Genomic DNA, 20,827 nt, shown 5'->3' with positions numbered 1-20,827 from the left:
AATTTGAATAAATTATCTAACTATAAGAGTTGCTGCTCCGCCTGATCTGCTACGATTAGGATGCATTTCCTGAAATTCTTTCATTTTCTTTATTACAATTTCATCATATGCTTTCTGAGAAGTTATTTTACCAGTTGTTGGTGCTTTTATTGCAACTTTATCTTTTGCATTCAAAACAATTTTAGAGCATAGTATAATGGTTCTCCCATCATTAATTTCTAATATTAAACCTGGTAAACCCCAATAATTCTCAGGACCTTGGTTTATAGGTATATCTGGCGTATACCAAGCAGTTACAATTATATCTTTAGGAACGTCAAAACTCTCCATGAAATTTGTTCCTTTCTCTTCTTTCTTAGGATTCTCTACTTTTGTTGATTCTTCATTTTTAATATCAGGATTCTTGGGTCTAACATTTCTAATATCTGCTTCATTAACTGTTTTAACCATCGTGGCTTTATAACATGTGTAACCTCCTATTTGCTTGGTTTCACCCTCTAGTTTCCATTTTATATTTGGCAATGAATCCACGACTAGAAATTCTTTTCCCATAAATTCTTTATCAACGGTATACGATTTAGCTTTTACATTTTTATAAAAAGTTCCGCCGCTGCCCATCATAGAACCCATCATTCTAAAACCTCCACCTTCTTGTCCTCCCATATCTAGCTTTTCTTCTTCTTTATAAATCGAAGCTGACTGATCAAAATTAAGTATGAATGTTTTTTCGAGCATTTTTTTCATGTGCTCTTCCATGTCTTTTTGCATCTCGGGAGTAATATCTCTGTTGCCTTGCATTCCATTAAATTTTGGAGCTTGTGTTTTAGACTCATAAATTGCCATTCCCTGAAAGTCTTTTTGTGCCTGTGCCTGATAAAATCCAAACATCACAATAAGTGTAAAAAATATTTTATTCATCATAGTGCTATCTTTAAAATGTTTCTATCTAATTATTAGATTATTAACCAAAGCTATTACTAATCTTAAAGTCTAAAAAAACTAATATATCAATTGCCTGAAACGATAGACAAATGTGGCTTTAAACAAGATATTCCTAAAAAAGTAGTGCTGCATAATCATTCCTAGTCCAAATATTTATGCTAAAGCAAATAGCAATTGAGTTTTTTTGTAATTTGGCCTATTCAAAATCAGAGTTATTAAAACCAAAACAACAATGTATAAAAACTTGATACTTCTGATTCTTATTTGCTCCTTTTCAGCAGCTTTTTCTCAGGATAAGAAAATCCAAATAACTACGGTAAATAGTATAACTTTTGATGCTGATCAATTTTCAGGAACCGATACTTTTGGCTTTGTATATTTAATAAAAGACAACCGTTTTATAAAGACAAACGGTAAAGATGCCTACGAATATAAAAACATCTCTTTAGGAAAGATTACCAAAGCTGATTTAGAAAATCCGCTTAAAGTTGTTTTATTTTATGAAGATTTCAATACTGTGGTTTTACTAGATAATCAGTTTAATGAAACTAGCCGAATTAATTTTTCTAAAAATACAACCCCAATCCTCGCTTCTGGAGTTGGGATTGCTTCCCAAAACCAGCTCTGGATTTACAATACATTAAACCAGCAAATTGGTCTTTACAACTATTTAAAGGATGAGTACAAAACTGTTTCAACTCCACTTTCAGGAAATATAAAATACTATCAATCGAATTTCAACGTTTTTTATTGGGTAGACGAAAAGAACAATTGGTTTTCTTGTGACATCTTCGGCAAAGTTATTGCTTTTGGGAAAATACCCGATTTTGATGCTTTGACGATTCTTAACAACAATCAATACATTTACAAAAAAGCTAATTTGTTGTTTTTTAAAGACATCAGTACCCCCGAATCAGGAGATCCTTTGCAAATTGAAATTTCAGAAAAAACGTTTGGTAATTTCTATTACAAAGACCAAATTTTATCTATTTTTACAATTGAAGGAATTACAAATTATAAAATCATAATACCGTAATGCACATAGCAATAGCAGGAAACATAGGCGCAGGAAAAACAACTCTAACCAAATTACTGGCTAAACATTTTAAATGGGAACCCAACTTTGAAGAAGTTGTCGACAACCCATATTTAGATGATTTTTACCATCAAATGGAGCGTTGGTCATTTAACTTGCAGATCTATTTCTTAAATACCCGATTTCGCCAAGTGCAACAAATTCGCGAAAGCGGTAAAAAAGTTATTCAGGACAGAACCATTTACGAAGATGCTTATATTTTTGCTCCCAACTTATATTCTATGGGATTAATGACTAGTCGTGATTTCCAGAATTACACTTCATTGTTTGAACTAATGGAAACATTGGTAAAACCACCCGATTTATTAATTTACCTAAGAAGTTCTATTCCTAACTTAGTAGGACAAATTCATAAACGCGGTCGCGAATACGAAAACTCTATCTCTATTGATTATTTAAGTCGTTTGAACGAAAGATATGAAGCTTGGGTTCAAACATACACTAAAGGAAAAATATTGATTATAGATGTTGACAACATAAACTTTGTTGATAATCCTGAAGATTTAGGAGACATCATTAATAGAATTGATGCCGAACTAAACGGATTGTTTTAAAACATAAAAAAAATGCCTCTAAATTATTAGAGGCATTTTTTATATTTAGGACTTTGTCAAAGTGTAAGTATTTAAGATTGATAAGTCATTTTATTATTTCAAAGCATCAATTTGAGCATTAACCTCATCTGCTGTTCCTTTAAAAACCTTTTCATCTACTTTACCATTTGTTGTCGTTCTAACCGTTCCTACAACCTGACCATTCACGTTTACAATTTCTACACGAACCGCATCCGTTTTAGTGTATTTAGTTGTATCAAAACAATCCGTTTTTTTATGAAGGTATTTTCCGTTTGCATCATAGTTTGCTAAACATTTTGCTGTTTCTTCTGGACTGCATCCTTTTTCTTTACACATTTGTGCACATTCTTCTCTGGTCATTGTTGCCATTTTAGACATATCGCATTTAGAATGTCCGCCATGCATTTCTGTTTTAGCACAACAAGAACCTCCTTCTGCCATTCCCGAAGCCGAATGTCCTTCGCCTAATATCGGAGCAATTACCAACCCGATTAAGCAAGTTAGTTTTATCAAAATATTCATCGATGGTCCTGATGTATCTTTAAATGGATCTCCAACTGTATCTCCTGTTACGGCTGCTTTATGCGCATCCGAGCCTTTATAGGTCATTTCTCCATTAATAAGCACTCCTGCCTCAAAAGATTTTTTTGCATTATCCCAAGCTCCTCCTGCATTATTCTGGAAAACTGCCCAAAGAACTCCCGAAACTGTAACTCCAGCCATATAACCACCCAACATTTCGGCGATTAATTGGTTGTTGCTTCCGTAAACTAATTTCCCTAAAAGAACAATCGCAATAGGAAAACCAATCGTTAAGATTCCTGGAAGCATCATTTCGCGTAAAGCGGCTTTAGTCGAAATATCTACACATTTTGCGTATTCTGGTTTTCCAGTTCCTTCCATGATTCCTGGAATTTCTCTAAACTGGCGACGCACTTCGTACACCATATCCATCGCTGCTTTCCCTACAGAATTCATAGCCAGAGCTGAGAAAACTACAGGAATCATTCCTCCCACAAAAAGCATTGCCAAAACTGGTGCTTTAAAAATATTAATTCCGTCAATTCCTGTAAATGTTACATACGCCGCAAACAGTGCCAATGAAGTTAATGCTGCCGAAGCAATTGCAAATCCTTTTCCTGTTGCTGCTGTAGTATTTCCTACTGAATCCAGAATATCTGTTCTTGTACGAACTTCTTTTGGTAATTCGCTCATCTCAGCAATTCCACCAGCATTGTCAGATATTGGTCCAAAAGCATCAATTGCTAATTGCATTGCTGTTGTTGCCATCATTGCAGATGCTGCTAATGCCACTCCATAAAATCCTGCTAATGCATAAGATATCCAGATTGCTGCAGCAAATAAAAGTACAGTAGGAAATGTAGAGATCATTCCTGTTGCCAATCCTGCAATAACATTTGTTCCTGCGCCTGTACTTGATTTTTGTACAATTGCCAATACTGGTTTTGTACCCAATCCTGTATAATATTCGGTAACTGAAGAAATAGCTCCTCCTACGATTAATCCAACAATGGTAGCATAGAATACTCTGATTGAAGAAATATCTTTAGAACCTTCTCCAAAGAAACTCATTTGCATGGTTTCTGGTAACATATATTGTACTAAAAAATAACAAGCAATAGCAGTTAGAACAATCGAAACCCAGTTTCCTATATTCAATGCTTTTTGTACTTGTGCTTCTTTTGCATTATCATCTGTAATTTTTACTAATGTCGTTCCTATAATAGAGAACAAAATTCCGAAACCAGCAATTGCCATTGGTAATAAAATTGGTCCGATTCCTCCAAAAACATCTTGGATATTCCCACCCATATCTTTTATTACGTAATTACCCAGAACCATTGCTGCCAAAACTGTAGCAACATACGAACCAAATAAATCGGCTCCCATTCCTGCAACATCTCCCACATTATCACCCACGTTATCTGCAATTGTAGCTGGATTACGAGGATCATCTTCTGGAATTCCAGCTTCGACTTTACCAACTAAATCAGCACCTACATCGGCAGCTTTAGTATAAATACCTCCACCTACTCTTGCAAATAATGCAATCGACTCGGCTCCTAATGAAAATCCTGCTAATGTTTCCAGAACTTTTGTCATATCTTCAGATGAAGTCCAAACTCCACCCATAAATACCTGAAAAAATACTATAAAAAAACCGGTTAACCCTAAAACAGCTAATCCGGCAACTCCTAATCCCATAACGGTTCCTCCACCGAAAGATACTTTTAATGCTTGTGGCAAACTAGTTCTTGCTGCTTGTGTGGTTCTAACATTGGTTTTGGTTGCTATTTTCATTCCCATATTCCCAGCTAAAGCAGAGAAAAATGCTCCGAAAATAAAAGCTACTACTATTAATATATGTGTGGTGGGAACTATAAATGAAATTCCCGCTAAAACAATACTTGCTCCAATTACAAAAAAGGTAAGCAATCGATACTCGGCTTTCAGGAAAGCCAATGCTCCTTCATAAATATGGTCCGAAATGGCTTTCATCTTGCCATCGCCAGCATCTTGTTTTAACACCCAAGTCCTTTTTATTGCCATGAAAAGTAATCCTATAATTGCCATAACAATTGGCAAATAAATCATAAATGCATTCATAATTTTTAATGGTATTTTGGTTAGTATTAGTAATGTAACTAAACGAATTTAAACAAAAAAAGCAACACTCTTATCTAAGTGCTGCTTTTTTTATAATAGAATAGGATAAAAATTATTTAATACTAAATAATCCCTCTGGTTTATTTTCGATATCATTAAAACGTTTAGTACATTCTGCAATGATATTAAATGCTTCTGTTACATCTCCCCAACCTTCTACATCTACTTGTTTGTTTTCAAGATCTTTATAAACCTGGAAGAAGTGTTCGATTTCTTTTAATAAGTGTGGATTAATATCCGAAAGGTTTTCTAATGAATTCCAGATTGGATCAGAAACTGGTACACAAATAATTTTCTCATCTGGTCCTTTATCATCTGCCATATGGAAAACACCGATTGGTTTTACTTCCATAACACATCCAGGAAAAGTAGGCTCATTTACCAGAACTAATACATCTAGTGGATCACCATCAAGAGCCAAAGTTTCAGGAATAAATCCGTAATCGGCTGGGTACATCATTGAAGAGAATAACATTCTGTCGAAACGCATTCTTTTTATTTCAAAATCGTACTCATATTTATTTCTGCTTCCTCTTGGTATTTCGATTAATACATCGAAAGTTGTTAGTTTGTCTGCGGTCATTTTCGTTTTTTATTTTTTCTATAATTTCGATTGCAAAAGTAGTTAAAGAATCCTTTTTTACAATGAAAAAATCCATTAATCTATGCACTTTTCTTTTAAAAAACAGGCAGTTAATAGGTAATAGTTCTTTTTCTTTTCTTTAAATAATAATGCCAAAGCAAATATGTAGCATAAGAACGATATGGACTCCATTGCGAGGTAAGGTTTTCCATCTCTGTTTTGTCGTGAATATCAAGCAATTCTTTGATTGTATTTACGACAGCTATATCTCCAAGCGGAATTAAATCGGGCTCCTGAAGACAGAACATCAAATAAATATCGATGGTCCAATTCCCGATTCCTTTTAGTTTTATAAGTTCCTCACGAACTTCTTTGGCTGATTTGGCAGCAAGGCTTTCAATATTGATTTCATTATTTAATATCGCTAAAGCTAATATTTTAATATATGCTGTTTTTTGTCGGCTTACACCCAAGGTACGAAATTCTTCATCGGGTAAGATTACTAATGTTTCGGGATTACAAGTTGTATATGCTTTAATTTTTAAAAATGTAGCTTTCGCTGAATCTATAGATACTTGCTGCTCTAGAATAAGCAAAACCAATGTTTCGAATCCTTGTGGTCGCTTCGGGATTGGTGGCAAGCCATATTCTTGTATGATTGCCTGAAAAATTGGACTTTTATCTGAAAGATAATCGATTGCTTCTTGCATACCTGTGAGTTTTTTAGCCCCGATAGAAGTGGAAATCCTTTTGTTTTTTTTCTTTAAAAAACAAAAGATTGAAACGGATAGCGGGAATAGCTCCTAAAATTAATTAAAAAATCTCGCAAAGTTTTCTTTTCACGCAGATTTGGCAGATTAAAGAGATCTTTAATTAGCTCTGCAAAAAGAATAAATCTGCTTAATCTGCGTGAAACAAATTATTAATCATACAAAAACGCCAGGTCTTAAGAAATTAAACTTAGTGACTTGGCGTTTTTACGAGATTATTTTTTTAATCTAAATATTAGAAATAGAATCCGAAAGATCCTTTTACTGCAAATTTATTAGCATCTGGTGTATTTAGATAACTTCCTCTCCAAGAGAAATCGATACGGAATACTTTAAAAATATTTCCGATTCCCGCGCTGTACTCCCAATACACTTTTTCGGGTGCATTGTAAACTAAGCCCGATGCATTGATTGCTCTGTTTGCATCAGAGATTGTTCCGTAAACTGCTTTGGCACCAATAATTTCTCTCCAATTAAGTTTACGCATAAATGGAATTCGAGCAAAAAGTCGTCCGCCAAAATTATGATCCCATTGCAAAGTCGTGTATTGATCGGTTACAAACTCATAAAAATTCAGGTTACTAAATGTATTCTCGATTGTAAAGTAAGTCTGGTTACCCGGGATTACACTCATTAATCCTAACGGAATTGTTCCGAATGTTTTTCCTGTTTCTAAGATAAGATTCGTACGTCCAAGAGGCCCAATAATAATTGGTTGTTTGTAATACAACTGAACTTTTTCGTATTTAAAATCGCTATTCAGTACGCCTTTAAATCCGTGGCTGTAATTAATAAAGAATCTACTAAACGGACTGTCAACGTTATTTCTTTCAACCCCAAAACCAATTGTTTTACGATTTGGAGTGTATTCTATCTGAATATTTGCTTCGGATTGTTTTACTTCACTTTCTATAACTCCCGCAGGATTTGTAGCGGTAGGCAAAGTTGTGTAATAATCTAAACTAAAAGTTGGCGATGCTGACTCTAATGTACGATATGATAATCCTACCTGAAATGTTAGGTTCTTGATTGGTTCGATTTCGGCAGCAACATTGGTTAAATTAATGTTTGTTAATTTCCCATTGCTTCCTGTTGTGAACAATGCTGATGAAGCGAAACTTCGACCTAAAACATCATTGGTCGTAGTTAAACTAGCTCCAATTTGCTCTACATCGCGCCTGTTTCCTCCCGAGATTATAAGACGATTCTTTTTATCGACCATCCATTTTCCCGAAACTCCATATTTAAACTTATTATCTTCAAAACCATATGCGGTATATGCTTGTAATCGCCACGGATCATTTGGTCCAAAATAAGTTCTTCCTCCTACTCGTACACGAACTCCTTCGACTTCGTTATATCCAAAGGTGGAGAATATTGGTCCGTAATCAAACTTAGGAAACTCTACATATCCGCTACCAAGTATCGAAACTAAGCTATACAATTGCTTAAACTTCTTGACCGTTTGCAATGTATCGAGCATTTTATAAACACCTTGCTCGTCTTTTGTCAGTTTTTCGAATCGGTTTTCTTCCCAATATTCATCAGGCCTATTATAAACTTCATTATCTATATAGTTAACTTCTTCTTTATAAAAAGCTGCTGGTTTTGATATATTAAATTTATGATCTCTATAAGAACTCGTTCTTTTTCCATAGACACCTTTTGAACTTTCTTTTTTGTTTAATGCAAAATCCGACATCATATAATCTCTCGTAAGAAGAAAGATCGAATCACTTACTACATCAAATTCTTGCTCGATATAAATATCTTTTACCCAGTTAATATTGGCACTTTTTGTAACTGCCATATTAATTTTCTTGATTGCAAATGTGGTATCGTTTACCCAAAAATCTCCTTTAAAAGTTAATTCGTTTTTACGTCTTGGATAAAACACGATATTATAACACCATTTGTTATCGATAAATGTACTGTCTTTTAAAACGTAGTTATACACATCGATTCCTGTTGTAGATAATGGGCTTGTAAAGCTTTTATCAAAGAATGTAAGGTGATTGTCGTAAATATTGTATTCAGAATATAGGTCTTTTACAAAAGATAATATTTGCTGGTTGTTATTAAACCCAGAAGTCTTACTTCCTTTTATTATCTCTTTTACTTTCTTTATATTATTATCTCCATATACATCATACAAAGATTCATTTATAAAAATAGGTAAATATGTTTTTCCTGTAATTTTAGAAGTATCCACCTGTTTAAAGATGAATTCCATTCCTTTAAAAATCTTATTTTTCATGAAGGCACTATCAATGGTATTCATATCGAATTCCACTTTTTCGTACTTCTCCATTTGGTATTGTTTAAACTGGTATAATCCGTTTTTACGTTTTCGCTCCCAGATTTTTCTAAGGATGTCAAGCGCAGGATTATTTTTTTTAGAAGTTTTACCAGTGTAAATTACTACTTCATTTAAACTTTCGGCCTCATTCAAGACAACTTTAAAGTTGTAGTTTACTGCTTTCTCTAAAGTAATTTCTTTTTCAGAAAAACCTGCCGATGCAATAATTATTGTAGTATAAGTGTTTGCCGATTCTAAATAAAAACGTCCATCTTCATTAGAAACAATTCCTATATTGGTTCCTTTAAAAACTACGTTTGCAAACGGAATCGGTTGATTGGATTTATCTAAGACGATTCCACTCACTTTTGTTTGTGCAAAAATGCTATTCACAAATGCGAATAAGAAAAATAGACTGAGTACAATTATTCTTTTCATAATCCAAAAAAAAACTTCATCAAATAAGAAAATGATGAAGTTTTATTAGTATTGTTAATTTTCTTATTTTTTATACATTACCTTCTTAACTGCTTTTATGACATCACCTGAATTTGGCAACCAGTCTTTAAGCAATACAGGAGAGTAAGGTGCAGGTGTATCTGCAGTTGTAATACGTTGTATTGGCGCATCAAGAAAATCAAAAGCTTGTTCTTGTACGATATATGTAATCTCAGAAGATATACTTGCAAATGGCCAAGCCTCTTCAAGAATTACTAAACGGTTTGTTTTTTTAACAGAAGTTAAGATTGCATCTTTATCCATTGGACGAACTGTTCTTAAATCGATAATCTCACAAGAGATACCTTCTTTAGCTAATTCATCTGCTGCAATAAATGCTTCTTTGATAATTTTTCCAAAAGATACGATTGTTACATCAGTTCCTTCACGTTTAACATCAGCAACTCCTAGAGGAATTGTATATTCTCCGTCTGGAACTTCTCCTTTATCACCATACATTTGCTCAGACTCCATAAAGATTACAGGGTCATTATCACGAATAGCTGATTTTAAAAGTCCTTTTGCATCATAAGGAGTAGATGGAACTACAACTTTAAGTCCTGGTGTATTTGCAAACCAGTTCTCTAAAGCTTGAGAGTGTGTTGCTCCTAATTGACCTGCTGAAGCAGTTGGTCCACGAAAAACGATAGGCACATTAAATTGTCCTCCTGTCATCTGACGCATTTTAGCAGCGTTATTTATAATTTGATCAATACCAACTAAACAGAAGTTGAAAGTCATATATTCTACAATTGGACGACAACCGTTCATTGCAGATCCAACTGCAATTCCTGTAAATCCAAGTTCTGCAATTGGAGTATCAATTACTCTTTTTTCGCCAAACTCAGCAAGCATTCCTTTTGATGCTTTGTATGCACCGTTGTATTCTGCAACTTCTTCGCCCATTAAATATATGGATTCATCGTGACGCATTTCTTCACTCATCGCTTCGCAAATGGCCTCTCTAAATTGTATTGTTCTCATATTTTATATTGTATGTTGTAATTTTCTGAAAAGCAAAAATAAATATTTTAAATTACTTAAATGCATAAATTTAGTTTAAAAAACAAGAAGTACTTGCTATATGGATGTTTTACTAGAACTTTAACTTTTGACAATCAAAATTTTCCAGTTACGAAATCGATATATTACACTATAAAATAGTTATACCCTTCTTATTTATTTTTTATTTTGTTAGAAATTCCATTTTAAGGAAATAAAATTCAGCAAAAAAGACTCCAATATTTCTTTTTTTCATTTACTATTGATTCTTTTTAAGTCATAAATATTTGCTTAATAACCACCTTTTCAGGCATAAAAAGCAACATTATTCAAAATTCAAGTCCCATTTTACGAAAACGTAATAGTTTTCTAAAATATTATGCGTGCATAGTAAATTATTCGGATTATATTTCTAAATTTGTGGAAACGTATTTAGAAATAATAAAATATATACTTATGAAAATATTAGTTTGCATCAGTCATGTACCTGATACTACTTCAAAAATCAACTTTACCAATGGTGATTCAGAATTTGATACCAACGGCGTACAATATGTAATTAATCCTAACGACGAATTTGGCCTAACACGTGCAATTTGGTTTCAGGAGCAACAAGGCGCTACAGTTACTGTAGTAAATGTTGGAGGTCCTGACACTGAACCAACTTTACGTAAAGCATTAGCAATTGGAGCAAACGAAGCAATTCGTATCAATGCAAACCCAACTGATGGTTTCTTCGTTGCAAAACAACTTGCAGAAGTTATCAAAACTGGTGGTTACGATCTAGTAATTGCTGGAAAAGAATCATTAGATTATAATGGTGGAATGGTTCCTGGAATGATTTCTGGAATCTTAGGATATAACTTTTTAAACTCTTGTACAAATATAACTGTTGACGGAACTAGCGTAAAAGCGGTTCGTGAAATTGACGGTGGAAAAGAAACTGTAAGCACATCTTTACCATTAATTATTGGTGGTCAAAAAGGATTAGTTGAAGAGAAAGATTTACGTATCCCGAACATGAGAGGAATTATGACTGCAAGAACAAAAGCGTTAGCAATTCTTGAACCAGTTGATGCTCCTGTAAATACTAAAGTGGTTAAATTTGAAAAACCAGCTCCAAAATCTGCAGTAAAATTAGTTTCTCCAGACAATTTAGATGAGTTAATTAATTTATTACACAACGAGGCGAAAGTAATCTAGTAATCAGTTTTTAGTCACCGTTTTCAGTTACAATAACTTTAAACCTAAAACTTTAAACTTTTAAACAAATAAAATCATGTCAATATTAATATATGCAGAATCTGCAGAAGGAAAATTTAAAAAGGTAGCTTTTGAATTAGCTTCATACGCTAAAAAAATTGCCGAATCATTAGGAACAACTGTTACAGCATTAACTATAAACACAAGCGACGTAAGCGAATTATCGAAATACGGAGTTGATAAAGTTCTTAAAGTAACTAACGATAAATTAGCAGGTTTTACTGCTAAAGCTTATGCTGACGTTATTAAACAAGCAGCTCAAAAAGAAGGTACAAAAGTAGTTTTACTATCTTCTAGCACAGACAGTATTTATCTTTCATCATTAGTTGCAGTTGGCTTAGACGCTGGATTTGCATCAAATGTGGTAGGATTACCTGTAAGCACATCCCCTTTTCAGGTAAAAAGAAATGCTTTTTCTAACAAAGCTTTCAATATTACAGAAATCAGTACAGATGTAAAAGTATTAGCTCTTGCTAAAAACTCTTATGGTATTTACGAAAGCGCTGGTGCTGCAACTGCAGAAGATTTTAACCCAACAATTGGAGACAATGATTTTGGAGTAAAAGTAGAATCTGTAGAAAAAGTTACTGGAAAAGTATCTATTGCAGATGCTGATATCGTAGTTTCTGGAGGTCGTGGATTAAAAGGACCAGAAAACTGGGGATTGGTAGAAGATTTAGCTGCTGTACTTGGTGCTGCAACTGCATGTTCTAAACCAGTTTCTGATTTAGGATGGAGACCTCATAGCGAACACGTAGGACAAACAGGTAAACCAGTTGCAACAAACTTATATATTGCAATAGGTATTTCTGGTGCTATCCAACATATTGCTGGTATTAACTCATCAAAAGTAAAATTAGTAATCAATAATGACCCAGAAGCTCCTTTCTTTAAAGTAGCAGATTATGGTGTTGTTGGTGATGCTTTTGAAATTGTACCTAAGTTAATTGAAAAATTAAAAGCATTCAAAGCGCAACATTCATAGATTTTAAAAATTCTATACTAAAATAATGCTACCTAAAAATAAGATAATCGTATCTTTGCTTTAGGTAGCTTTTTTGTTCCATATTTTTTGATTAAAATTGCACTTTTATTTTTTACACAAAATTCTAATTAAAATGAGGTAGTAATACCTTTTACGTCTGCAACTTATGAGCTTAGTTAAATTATCTATAAAAGGAATTTCATACAGTCAAACTCAAAATGGCGCTTATGCTTTGATTTTGAATGAAGTTGATGGCGAACGAAAGTTACCAATTGTAATTGGTGCATTCGAAGCGCAATCAATTGCTATTGCTTTAGAAAAAGAGATAAAACCACCTCGCCCATTAACACATGATTTATTCAAAAACTTTGCAGAACGATTTGATATTGTTGTTAAGCAAGTTATTATCCACAAATTGGTTGATGGAGTATTCTATTCCAGCTTAATTTGCGAAAGAGATAAAATTGAAGAAATAATCGACGCAAGAACTTCTGATGCTATAGCATTGGCATTGCGTTTTAATGCTCCAATATTTACTTATAAAAACATATTGGATAAGGCAGGAATTTATTTAAAGTCAAACTCTATGGAGAGCGATAAGGATTCTCAAGAAATTGATGATGTTCTTTCTAATCCAGAAACATTTGGTCGCGAAGAAGAATCTAATCAATCTGGCGAAACTTATTCTAAACACACAACTCAAGAACTTAACGAATTATTAGAGCAAGCTGTTCTTCAGGAAGATTATGAAAAAGCAGCCAAGATTCGTGATGAAATTTCGAAGAGAGAATCATAAAGCAATACGCTTTACGCTACAAGCTTAAAGCCTATAGCATAAGGCATAAAGCCAAATAAAAAATGAAACAATACTTAGACTTGGTACAACATGTTCTTGAGAACGGTTGTCAAAAAGGAGATAGAACCGGAACTGGTACAAAAAGTGTTTTTGGATACCAAATGCGTTTTGATTTAAGTGAAGGTTTCCCAATGGTTACTACCAAAAAATTACACTTAAAATCTATCATATACGAATTACTTTGGTTTTTAAAAGGAGATACTAATATTAAGTATCTACAAGAAAACGGAGTTAAAATTTGGGATGCCTGGGCAGACAGCAATGGAGATTTAGGTCCTGTTTATGGACACCAATGGCGTAATTGGAATAGTGAAGAAATCGACCAAATTTCGGAACTGATTACCGAACTTAAAACAAACCCAAACAGTCGCCGAATGTTGGTTTCTGCTTGGAATCCATCGGTATTGCCAGACACAAAAAAATCATTTGAAGAAAATGTAGCTAACAATAAAGCTGCATTACCTCCTTGTCATGCTTTTTTTCAGTTTTACGTAGCAAGTCCTGACCTTGAAAAAGGCGAAACTAAAGGAAAATTATCTTGTCAATTATACCAACGAAGTGCCGATATCTTTTTAGGAGTTCCATTTAATATTGCATCATATGCTTTATTAACTATGATGATTGCACAAGTTTGCGACCTCGAAGCTGGAGAATTCATCCACACTTTTGGAGATGCACACATTTACAATAACCATTTTGAACAATTGGAATTACAATTAAAACGTGAACCAAAACCATTGCCAAAAATGGTTTTAAATCCAGATATAAAAAACATTTTCGATTTTGATTATGATGATTTTACCCTTGTAGGTTATGAACCACATGCAGGAATCAAAGGTAGTGTTGCCGTATAAAACATCAAAATAACAACAATCCGCTTTAACGAGCGGATTTTTTTTATCTCAAAAAGATGCAAACCATGCTCTTTCAAGAGCAAAATATCTTACAGGATAAATATTCAACTATCAAAACAGTCCTGTTTCAAAATAAATTTTATCTTTATAATCTAATATTTTACTCATGGAAAAGGAATTACACGAGCAGTATGAATACGCCAGAAGAAGAATTAAACAAAAGAAAACGCTTTATTTCCATTTTGTCTTATTCCTTTTAGGAAGTTTATTTTTATTTATTGCCAATCGGTTTTTTAATGTCTCAAATGGGCAAACTTGGTACCTATGGATAATTACCGCATGGTGTTTTATTTTTATTTTACACTTTATAAAAGTATATATCACCGACCGTTTCATGAATAAGAATTGGGAAAGAGAACAAATTGACCGACTTGTTGCATTACAACAAAAAAGAATAGCTCAGCTAGACTCAAGCATAAATGACAATACCGAAAACAAACTTTAGTTCGAAACAAAATGATTATAATGATTGCGGCAGTTGCCGAAAACAATGCGCTTGGAAAAAATAACGAAATGATTTGGCATTTATCAAATGATTTCAAAAGATTTAAAGCTCTTACCACTGGACATCATATTATAATGGGACGAAAAACATTTGAAAGTTTTCCTAAACCATTACCAAACAGAACTCATATTGTAATAACGCGTCAAGAAGATTATCAACCAGAAGGATGTATTGTTGTAAAAAGCATAGAAGAAGCAATTGCAAAATGTCCCGAAAATGATGATTCGTTTATTATTGGCGGAGGAGAAATTTACAATCTGGGAATGCCATTAGCAGATATTCTAGAAATTACAAGAGTACATCATAGCTTTGAGGCCGATGCTTTTTTTCCAGAAATTAATAAAAAGGAATGGCAACTCGTAGAGGCTGAACCCAACACTAGAGATGAAAAACATCTTTACGATTACACTTACGAGACCTACGTTAGACAATAGCACAAAAAAAAAGTCCCTCAATAATGAGGGACTTTTTTTTTGGCAAACAATGATTAGAGAAATGACCTACTCTAGAAAGAGTATTTGATAACATAAAATAAAAATTACAAATATTAAAAATACACCAGAAAAGAATATTATAATATTTGAGATTTTTTGAGAGTACATCTCAAAAAAGCCTTTAATACCAAATACCACGAAGGTACTAAAGACAAAGAAAATTAAAATTTCCAAAAACAAATTTAATCCTAAGAACGTATTTTGCGCTTTAAAAAGAATACTGCTCTCAAAAACAGTACTTTCAAAACAACTTACTAGAACAAACGAGATGATAAGCGCAAGTAGCACCCATTTGATTTGGGTCATTAATTCTCTATTAATCATTGAAAAAATATATACATTTTTACAAAGTAAATTTCCACATTAAATAAGGATCCTACAATACCCACTTTTAGTGATTTTTTACAAATCATTAAAAGTGGGTATAAGAACACAGATCCAAAAATAATTTCATATCGTAATTAAAGAAACTGAATAACAGTTAATACAGATTGTATTATATTTGTACAAATAAAAAAAATGGCAGAGAAAATAACACCTTATAAAGATTCAGCCTTAGGCAAGAAAGAACAAGTAGAACAAATGTTTGATACAATATCAGGAAATTACGATAACTTAAATCGTGTAATTTCATTTGGTATTGACATAAAATGGCGTAAGAAAGTTTTAAAAATAGTTTCGGACAAAAAACCAAAGATAATTCTAGATATTGCAACAGGAACTGGCGACTTAGCTATTTTAATGGCTCAGACAAATGCCGAAAAAATTATTGGCTTAGACATATCTTCAGGTATGCTTGAAGTAGGAAAAAAGAAAATCGCAGCAAAAAACCTTACTCAAACTATTGACATGGTTGTAGGAGATTCTGAAAATTTACCTTTTGGAGACAATCATTTTGATGCAATTACCGTTGCTTTTGGTGTTAGAAATTTCGAAAATCTAGAAAAAGGGTTATCTGAAATCTTAAGAGTTTTAAAACCTAATGGTGTTTTTGTAATTCTTGAAACCTCGGTTCCAGAAAAACCTCTATACCGTCAAGGCTACTCTTTTTACACTAAAAATATACTTCCGTTAATAGGAAAACTGTTTTCAAAAGACAATTCAGCTTATGGATATTTGTCAGAATCTGCTGCCGCATTTCCACATGGAGAAGTCTTAAACAATATTTTAAGAAAAATTGGGTTTATAAGTGTCGTGGCTATGCCACAAACATTTGGTGTAGCAACAATATATTCAGCTTCTAAAAAATAGTATGAAAAAAACTGTAATCTTAATTTTACTTGCCCTGACTACAAAAGGATATAGTCAATTTACTAAAAGTATGTTTAGTAAAGATCCTATTATCAATTTGGAAACCTGGCAAAAACAACGCCTTTATTTTGGGTATTACCTCGGATTTAATAGTTATGATTTCAAAATAGACTATAAATCGTATGAAGAAATAAACCAAGACATTCAGGTAAAAAAAACAACTGGATTTAATGTTGGGGTTGTAGCCGATTTAAGATTAATGGAATATATCAACCTTCGTTTTGAACCGGGGTTATATTATACAAAGAGAGATTTATACTTTCCTAATCCCGAATTCACTTCGAAGACAGATTATTTAAGAGAAGTAAGTAGCACTTACATCAATTTCCCTTTGTTATTAAAATTTTCATCTCTAAGAACTGGAAACGTACGTCCTTACCTACTTGGAGGAGTTTCTACAACATTAAACTTATCTAGTAACGCAAAATCTATAGACGACAACTTAGAGCAACGCTTTAGGGTAAAAGCCTGGACTATGAATTATGAATTAGGTTTTGGTATAGATTTCTTTTCAGAGTATTTTATATTCTCTCCTTCTATCAGGGGTTCATTTGGTATTAATGACGAGTTAATACGTGACAAAGACCCAAATAGTCCTTGGACAGGAAATATTGAGTCTATAAAATCAAGAGCAATTTTAATTAACTTTACTTTTCATTAAAACTATATAACTAGCTATTTCGTTTAAACTCACTAAGTATAATTGCGGTTGCAGTAGCCACATTTAAACTTTCGGTTTTTTGAAGTTCCCCAAATCTAGGAATAGTTAGTCTGTTTTTGATAGTTTTTTCGATTTCGTCGGAAATTCCGTTGGCTTCATTGCCCATTATAATTATCCCTTCTTGGGGTAAAGCTGTTTGGTAAATATTGGATCCGTCCATAAAAGTCCCAAAAACAGGAAGTGGTGTTTGAGCAAGAAAAGCTTTTAAATCAATATAATTTACATTAACCCTGGCAATTGAACCCATTGTAGCCTGAACTACTTTAGGATTATAAATATCTACTGATTCTTTAGAACAAAGCAATTGCTTAATTCCAAACCAATCACAAAGACGTAAAATAGTCCCTAAGTTTCCTGGATCACGAATGTCATCAAGAGCTAAGATTAAACCAGATTCTATTATTTTTTTATCGGTAGGGATTTTAAAAACCGCCAAACAAGAATTAGGAGTTGATAATGCACTTATTTTTTTTAATTCTTGTGCACTAATTAACGTTTTCTTAGAGACTAAAACAGTCTCAAAATCGTTTTGAGTAGTATATAGGTGTTCCAGTTCAAAGTTGGATTGCAACAATTCTTGAATTACTTTTACCCCTTCGGCAAAAAACAATTGATTAGCAAAACGCTGTTTTTTTTGAAGTAAACCCGATATAAGCTTGATTTGGTTTTTACTAACCATAAAATAATGTACTTTTGAATTAAATATTTTAGAACACTTGAGAAAGAATTCCACAAAAATAGCAGCATTTATTCTAATAGCAATATTTATTTCAGCTTGTAATTCTGTAAAAAGAGTTCCTAACGGCAAAAAGCTTCTTACAAAGAATGAAATTATAGTAAATGACAAGCCTATTAATGACGAAAGCGTGTCCAACCAATTGTACCAAAAACCTAACAGTACGCTTATTGGTGGATACAAGTTGCGCTTAAACTTATACAACTTAGCCAATCCAAATCCAGATTCAACTTTTCAGGCAAAATATAAAAGTAATCCTAAAAGATATGAAAGATTATCAAAATTATTATCTGCAAAACAAGTAGACCGATTAGGACAATCTTTTTTATACAAAGGAATAAATGAGTTTTTTAAAACAACAGGTGAGCCGCCAGTAATTATTGATACTAGTAAGGTAAAAAAATCAGCTACACGTTTAAAATATCATTATTTTCACAATGGTTATTTTAATGTAAAAACTGCTTTTACAATTGATAGTGTAGCCGCAAAAAAAGCCAAGATTCGTTACAATATTACAACAGGACAACCATTTCTCTTAGATACTATCAGTACTAACATATCATCTCCTGATGTAGATTCTTTATATAACAAAAGCATTGAAAACACAGTATTAAAATCTGGAAATCAATACAAAACAAGTGATTTAGAGGATGAAAAAAACCGTATAACAACTTACTTTAGAAATCACGGTGTATATTATTTTCAATCTAACAATGTTACCTATAATATTGACACGATAAATAAAAAGAACAAAGCTAATATCGATTTAATCATAAAAGATTATAGTTATCAAGACAAAGATTCTAGTAGAACTATGCCTTTTAAAATCTACAAAATTAGCGACGTTAACATATACACAGACTATTCTGCTGCAAATGCCAAATTAGAAATTAAAGATAGTACTACCTATAAAAACTTTAATTTATACAGTTACAAGAAATTAAAATATAGGCCTTACGCTATAACCGATGCTATCTTTATTACCAAAGGAAGCACATTTGCTGATTATAAAACAACTCTTACAACCCGATATTTAAACAATTTAAAAATATTTAATTATCCGTCTATTCATTATGAAGTCGACAAAAGAGATTCGACTGCACAATCTTTAATCGCCAAGATATACTTAACTCCTAGAAAAAAATATAGTTTCCAAACGACTTTGGATGTTACACACTCGAATATTCAGGATTTCGGAATTGGATTTAGTCTTTCTGAAACAATTCGAAATGTTTTTAATCGTGCCGAAACACTAGAAATAGCTGGTCGTGTTAATGTTGGTTCTTCACAAGATTTAGCAAATCCAAATGGAACTTTCTTTAATGCTTCTGAATATGGAATTGACATTAAACTGAATGTACCTAGGATATTAATGCCTTTTGGAACTGAGAAAATCATTCCAAAAAGCATGATTCCGTCTACGGTAATGACTGCTGGTTTTGCAAAACAACGAAACATTGGTCTTGATAAAGAAAACTTTACAGGTGCTTTTACCTATAACTGGACTCCAAAAAGAAATAACACTGCACGTGTCGATCTTTTGAACATTCAATATGTGCGAAATTTAAATCCGCAAAATTACTACAGAGTATATCGTTCCTCTTACAATGCTTTAAATGATATTTCACAAGAATACACTTATAACGACAAACCTCTATTTGTTGACGATAATAATGATTTAGTAATAGACGAGGGCACATCAGGTTTTACAAAAGAAGTATTAGACAAAACAATTCCTGTTTCAAGTGATGATTATCAATCGGTAGAAAGCATCGAAGAAAGAAGGATTAGACTTACGGAAAATGATTTTATCTTAGCATCTAATTACACATTCACAAAAACAACAAAAAAAGATTTATTAGATAATACCTTTTATCTTTTTAAAGCAAAAATCGAAACTGCCGGATCATTACTTTCTTTAATCTCTCAAGCTGCTAGTTTGCAAAAAAATGCAAATGGGAACTATGAAATTTTCAATTTAGAATATTCAGAATATTTAAAGACCGAATTTGACTACATTAAACACTGGGATTTATCTAAAGAAAAAGTAATTGCTGTACGAACATTTTTTGGAATTGCTGTTCCTTTTGGTAATTCAGATTATGTACCTTTTTCAAGAAGTTACTATTCTGGAGGTTCAAATGACAATAGAGCCTGGCAACCCTATTCATTAGGACCAGGAAGCACAGGAGCTGTTAATGATTTTAACGAAGCCAATATGAAAATCGCTATTAGCGGTGAATTTAGATATAAGATTTTAGGGAAGTTAAAAGGAGCTATTTTTGCAGATGCAGGAAATATCTGGAATGTACTAGATAATGTGACGGATGAAAAAGCAACATTTAAGAACTTAAGCGACCTTAAAGACATCGCACTAGGAACAGGAATAGGGTTTCGCTATGATTTAAGTTTTTTCGTAATCCGTTTTGACTTAGGATTTAAAACCTATAATCCTGCTTACGAAATGAACAAACGCTGGTTCAGAGATTACAATTTCGGACACTCAGTTTTAAATTTTGGAATAAATTATCCTTTCTAATGCTAATTAATTCTTATTTTTGCAACCTAAAAACTAAAAAACAACTAAAA

18 protein-coding genes are annotated in these 20,827 nt (G+C 32.8%); 11 read left to right on the top strand and 7 right to left on the bottom strand.

The window, feature by feature from the left end:
- Nucleotides 1-12: 12 nt before the first annotated feature.
- Nucleotides 13-921, bottom strand: coding sequence for a GLPGLI family protein (locus AC3IPI_RS08010; protein WP_489158267.1), 909 nt, complete (start codon nucleotides 919-921; stop codon nucleotides 13-15).
- Between the two features lie 253 nt (nucleotides 922-1,174).
- Between AC3IPI_RS08010 and AC3IPI_RS08005 the strand changes: the two genes are divergently transcribed.
- Complete coding sequence (locus tag AC3IPI_RS08005; protein ID WP_489158265.1) at nucleotides 1,175-1,978, top strand: hypothetical protein; 804 nt, start codon at nucleotides 1,175-1,177, stop codon at nucleotides 1,976-1,978.
- Nucleotides 1,978-2,592, top strand: a complete 615-nt coding sequence (locus AC3IPI_RS08000) for a deoxynucleoside kinase (protein WP_039112480.1) — start codon at nucleotides 1,978-1,980, stop codon at nucleotides 2,590-2,592. Before AC3IPI_RS08005 ends, AC3IPI_RS08000 begins: the two co-directional genes overlap by 1 nt.
- 93 nt (nucleotides 2,593-2,685) lie before the next feature.
- On the opposite strand, the gene AC3IPI_RS07995 is transcribed toward AC3IPI_RS08000, so the two are convergent.
- From AC3IPI_RS07995 to AC3IPI_RS07975, 5 genes are all read right to left on the bottom strand, one after another.
- Complete coding sequence (locus tag AC3IPI_RS07995) at nucleotides 2,686-5,241, bottom strand: sodium-translocating pyrophosphatase (RefSeq protein WP_039112481.1); 2,556 nt, start codon at nucleotides 5,239-5,241, stop codon at nucleotides 2,686-2,688.
- Nucleotides 5,242-5,353: 112 nt separating this feature from the next.
- Nucleotides 5,354-5,884, bottom strand: coding sequence for an inorganic diphosphatase (locus AC3IPI_RS07990; RefSeq protein ID WP_035619852.1), 531 nt, complete (start codon nucleotides 5,882-5,884; stop codon nucleotides 5,354-5,356).
- Nucleotides 5,885-5,994: 110 nt separating this feature from the next.
- Nucleotides 5,995-6,594 carry a DNA-3-methyladenine glycosylase family protein gene (locus AC3IPI_RS07985; RefSeq protein ID WP_489158262.1) on the bottom strand — a complete coding sequence of 200 codons (600 nt, stop codon included), beginning with the start codon at nucleotides 6,592-6,594 and terminating at the stop codon, nucleotides 5,995-5,997.
- Between the two features lie 295 nt (nucleotides 6,595-6,889).
- Nucleotides 6,890-9,391 (bottom strand): DUF5686 and carboxypeptidase-like regulatory domain-containing protein, encoded by a 2,502-nt coding sequence (locus AC3IPI_RS07980; protein WP_489158260.1) that lies wholly within the window; start codon nucleotides 9,389-9,391, stop codon nucleotides 6,890-6,892.
- Between the two features lie 63 nt (nucleotides 9,392-9,454).
- The gene (locus tag AC3IPI_RS07975) at nucleotides 9,455-10,435 is read right to left on the bottom strand and encodes a pyruvate dehydrogenase complex E1 component subunit beta (RefSeq protein WP_039112484.1); all 981 of its coding nucleotides are present in this window, start codon (nucleotides 10,433-10,435) and stop codon (nucleotides 9,455-9,457) included.
- A gap of 474 nt (nucleotides 10,436-10,909) precedes the next feature.
- On the opposite strand from AC3IPI_RS07975, the gene AC3IPI_RS07970 reads away from it, so the two are divergent.
- The 8 genes from AC3IPI_RS07970 to porT all read left to right on the top strand — a co-directional run bounded on the left by AC3IPI_RS07970 (nucleotide 10,910) and on the right by porT (nucleotide 17,442).
- A complete protein-coding gene (locus AC3IPI_RS07970) occupies nucleotides 10,910-11,656 on the top strand; it encodes an electron transfer flavoprotein subunit beta/FixA family protein (RefSeq protein ID WP_489158258.1) in 747 nt (248 codons plus the stop codon).
- A gap of 76 nt (nucleotides 11,657-11,732) precedes the next feature.
- A complete protein-coding gene (locus tag AC3IPI_RS07965) occupies nucleotides 11,733-12,701 on the top strand; it encodes an electron transfer flavoprotein subunit alpha/FixB family protein (protein WP_039112486.1) in 969 nt (322 codons plus the stop codon).
- 166 nt (nucleotides 12,702-12,867) lie between these two features.
- Nucleotides 12,868-13,497, top strand: a complete 630-nt coding sequence (locus AC3IPI_RS07960) for a bifunctional nuclease family protein (protein ID WP_039112487.1) — start codon at nucleotides 12,868-12,870, stop codon at nucleotides 13,495-13,497.
- A gap of 62 nt (nucleotides 13,498-13,559) precedes the next feature.
- The gene (locus AC3IPI_RS07955; RefSeq protein ID WP_039112488.1) at nucleotides 13,560-14,411 is read left to right on the top strand and encodes a thymidylate synthase; all 852 of its coding nucleotides are present in this window, start codon (nucleotides 13,560-13,562) and stop codon (nucleotides 14,409-14,411) included.
- Nucleotides 14,412-14,577: 166 nt separating this feature from the next.
- Nucleotides 14,578-14,916 carry a 2TM domain-containing protein gene (locus AC3IPI_RS07950; RefSeq protein WP_039112489.1) on the top strand — a complete coding sequence of 113 codons (339 nt, stop codon included), beginning with the start codon at nucleotides 14,578-14,580 and terminating at the stop codon, nucleotides 14,914-14,916.
- An 11-nt stretch (nucleotides 14,917-14,927) separates the two neighbouring features.
- On the top strand, nucleotides 14,928-15,410 hold the full coding sequence (locus AC3IPI_RS07945) for a dihydrofolate reductase (protein ID WP_086894178.1): 483 nt from the start codon (nucleotides 14,928-14,930) through the stop codon (nucleotides 15,408-15,410).
- A gap of 579 nt (nucleotides 15,411-15,989) precedes the next feature.
- Nucleotides 15,990-16,721, top strand: a complete 732-nt coding sequence (gene ubiE, locus AC3IPI_RS07940) for a bifunctional demethylmenaquinone methyltransferase/2-methoxy-6-polyprenyl-1,4-benzoquinol methylase UbiE (protein WP_039112491.1) — start codon at nucleotides 15,990-15,992, stop codon at nucleotides 16,719-16,721.
- A gap of 1 nt (nucleotide 16,722) precedes the next feature.
- A complete protein-coding gene (gene porT, locus AC3IPI_RS07935; protein ID WP_489158254.1) occupies nucleotides 16,723-17,442 on the top strand; it encodes a type IX secretion/gliding motility protein PorT/SprT in 720 nt (239 codons plus the stop codon).
- Between the two features lie 10 nt (nucleotides 17,443-17,452).
- Here porT and AC3IPI_RS07930 read toward each other — a convergent pair whose 3' ends face one another.
- The gene (locus tag AC3IPI_RS07930) at nucleotides 17,453-18,181 is read right to left on the bottom strand and encodes an RNA methyltransferase (protein ID WP_489158252.1); all 729 of its coding nucleotides are present in this window, start codon (nucleotides 18,179-18,181) and stop codon (nucleotides 17,453-17,455) included.
- Nucleotides 18,182-18,218: 37 nt separating this feature from the next.
- Between AC3IPI_RS07930 and tamL the strand changes: the two genes are divergently transcribed.
- Nucleotides 18,219-20,777 (top strand): translocation and assembly module lipoprotein TamL, encoded by a 2,559-nt coding sequence (gene tamL, locus AC3IPI_RS07925; RefSeq protein WP_489158250.1) that lies wholly within the window; start codon nucleotides 18,219-18,221, stop codon nucleotides 20,775-20,777.
- Nucleotides 20,778-20,827 lie beyond the last annotated feature (50 nt).

Source organism: Flavobacterium sp. GL_143 (genome assembly GCF_057834355.1).
The sequence above is the reverse complement of the archived record's forward strand: the minus strand, read 5'-3'. Positions and strand labels throughout refer to the sequence as shown.